Here is a 2743-nt window from a genome sequence, read left to right on the forward strand (position 1 = left end):
AGGCCACAGGATTCAAAGACGCTCTCTTGCGTGCTCATGGCAACAACATTGGATTCCTGCACACGGCCCCCGCGTCCGACTGACTATCGGGCTCAGTCGCACCAAGTAGAAACGACGTCCTCCGGACGGGCACCCCGCCCCATTTCCCGGCCCCGGGGTGAGGCCGACAGGCCTCGGGATGACTGACTAGGAACGGTTCCTTTCCCAACGTTGCCACGCGAATGAGGGAGCGTCGGCAAGGAGATGGCCCTGTGGAGGGGCCGGCGGCCGGGAGAGCGATGGTGGAGTACGTGTCTGGGCGGCGCTGCGCGCACCGTCCACAGGCGAGGGCGGTCAAGAGGTATGGACCAATCCATTGACGGGGTGCGATCAAAACGCCACCGTGTGGTAAGTCCTCAACCCGCCCCATCGCCAGGAGGCGTTCATGCGCGTGCTCAGAGGCAAGCTCAGATCAGCCGCCGGCGCGGCCGCCCTGGTGGCCACCGCGGTGGCTGGCCCCGCCGCGGCACCGGCCGCGGCCGCGTCACCGGGGCCGATCCAGGTCTACGGAGCCTGGCACTGCAGCGACGATGCCTGCACCTGGGCGACCGTCCGTAACATGACCGACTTCGACGAGAAGAACCACTGGATCATCGACCGCGGAGACGGTCGGCCCTCGGTCAACCTGGTGGTGCTCAGCTTCGTCAATCCGCTCACGCTGCTCAACGGAACGACCAACAGCGGCAACAGCAACGGCGTGCCGGTCGGCATGAACTCCGCCGTGGTCAACTACTTCACCAGCCACGGCATCCGCGTGATGCTCTCTATCGGCGGCATCACCTACACCGACGACTGGAACACCGCGCTCGCCCAGAATCCCACTCTGCTCGGCCAGAAGGCCGCGGCCCTCGCCTCGCAGCTCGGCGTCGGCATCGAGATCGACTACGAGCAGAGCTCCTCCCCGAACGTCGCCGGTCTCCAGGCTTTCATCGACGCCTACCGCGCGGCCCATCCGTACGACGCCTCCGGGGCCGACCCGGCCGCCCGGCTCACCATCGACGTCGCCGCAGGCGACCGGTGGCTGATCGAGCTCGACCGGTACGCCACCGCCAACTGGCTCACCACCAGCAACCCGGTGCTCGACTACGCCAACGCCATGGTGCCCAGCAGGCAGCCCAGCACCAGCACCGCGGAGTCCAACTGGCAGGAGCACATCGACGGCAAGTCCAACTACAGCCCGCCCATCCCCCCGCTCGCCCCGGCCAAGTTCACCGGCGGCATCTACATCACCGGCAGCTCCCAGGTCCGGCCCGAATGCAACGACTTCGCCAACTCGCTGCAGAACTCCACCGGCAGCTGGGTACAGAACGCCGCACCCAACGGCGCGGGCACCACCAGCGGCCTTGCCGGCTACATGTTCTGGGCCGCCGAGCGGCCGTCCACTCGCGGTGTTACCACCGCCCCGCCCAACAGCTGTGAGGGCGGAGTCGGAGCCGGCGCCACCGCGTACTCCATCCCGATCCCGATGCCCGCACTGCGCCAGAGCTGACCCGCCCGCCGACGGCTTCCGGATCTATCCGCAGTGCTCCGGCCTTCAAGGCCGGAGGTGCAGCAGCAGCCGATCGGGCCGCCGAGGTGGCGGCCATGGAGCGGCAACGTTGGCCCCGCGTCCCGGTATTGCGGCGGGGATGAGGAGACCTGGACCGGCGAGTGGGAGGCGCTGGCCGCATCGGCCCCGAGGATGGACACTTGGCAGCCCGACCGCTCGGGACCGGGCCCCAGCTCGACGACGATGCCGGTCCAGGTGTTCTCGAGCTGGGAGGAGCCGGACCCCGACGATCTTCCCGAGGCCGAACAGGCTCCTCAACTGGGAGACACCGAGGACCAGGAGGGGGCGGAAGAGGAGGAGCCGGCCGACCGCAGGATTACGCGCCTGCTCGTTCAGCATCAGGACGCCTGGGGTTCCGGTGCAAGACGAGGACGACCTGATCTGACCGCTCCGGTCCCTGTGGCGGCAGGCCGCCACAGGGACCGGAGGTACGGGCATCCCCTGGGGAACGGGCCCCGGTCATCCGGGGCGCGTGCCCCTGACTGTGCGCGAGTCGCCTACGGGGATGAACCGGCACGCCCCCGAACCTCCGCCACCTGGGTGGGGTTGGGAGCTGTTCGGTTTCGGATATGCAGGAGTGTGTGTGAGTGTGCACGAGCATGTACTGGTTCGTGGTGTTGCAGCGCGCACGGCGCAGGGCGGGCACTGTCAGTGCCGGCCTGTACCGTTCTTCCTGTTGCTGATCACGTGTGGGGGAGGGGGCAGATCGATGCGTGGTGAGTCGCTGCGTACGATCGCTGCCCCCTTCGTGGCCGTCGGCCCGTCCGGCGTGGCGATCCGCACTCGCATCAAGGCCCTTACGCCGGACGACGAGCAGGTGTTACGTCTGGTCGGCGCGCATCTGGGGTCGCTGGCCTCGAAGGATCTCAAACGCCGGTGCGCTGAGGGCCTGGAGCACTCCGCGGATACGTGGGCGGGGCGCAAGCGGGCCCTGACCGACACGTCGTCCTCGCGGTGGGCCGGTTCGATCACCAAGGCCACCCACGATCAGTGGGCGCTGTCCCGGCGTGCCCAGCTCGCGCACATCCGCAGCCTTGAGGCCGGTATCAAGACGATCACGCACCGCCTGTCGCTGCCGGTGGGTGAGAAGGGCGCGAAGCGGGCGCCGGGCGGATACCGCACCCGGCAGGAGTGGTTCCACAAGTCCCGGCGGCT

Annotated in this window: 1 protein-coding gene and 1 pseudogene; both read left to right on the forward strand. The window is 68.5% G+C overall.

The features are described from left to right. The first annotated feature begins 424 nt into the window (after positions 1-424). Positions 425-1528 (forward strand): hypothetical protein, encoded by a 1104-nt coding sequence (locus ACWDA7_RS51895; protein ID WP_450615080.1) that lies wholly within the window; start codon positions 425-427, stop codon positions 1526-1528. Between the two features lie 769 nt (positions 1529-2297). Further along, positions 2298-2743 (forward strand): annotated as a pseudogene (locus ACWDA7_RS51900) (IS200/IS605 family accessory protein TnpB-related protein); the annotation flags it as partial.

Source organism: Streptomyces sp. NPDC001156 (assembly GCF_053598275.1).

Bases quoted from the DNA above. Each gene is read 5' to 3' on its own strand.
- ACWDA7_RS51895 (WP_450615080.1), top strand. From the start codon at position 425: ATGCGCGTGCTCAGAGGCAAGCTCAGATCAGCCGCCGGCGCGGCCGCC.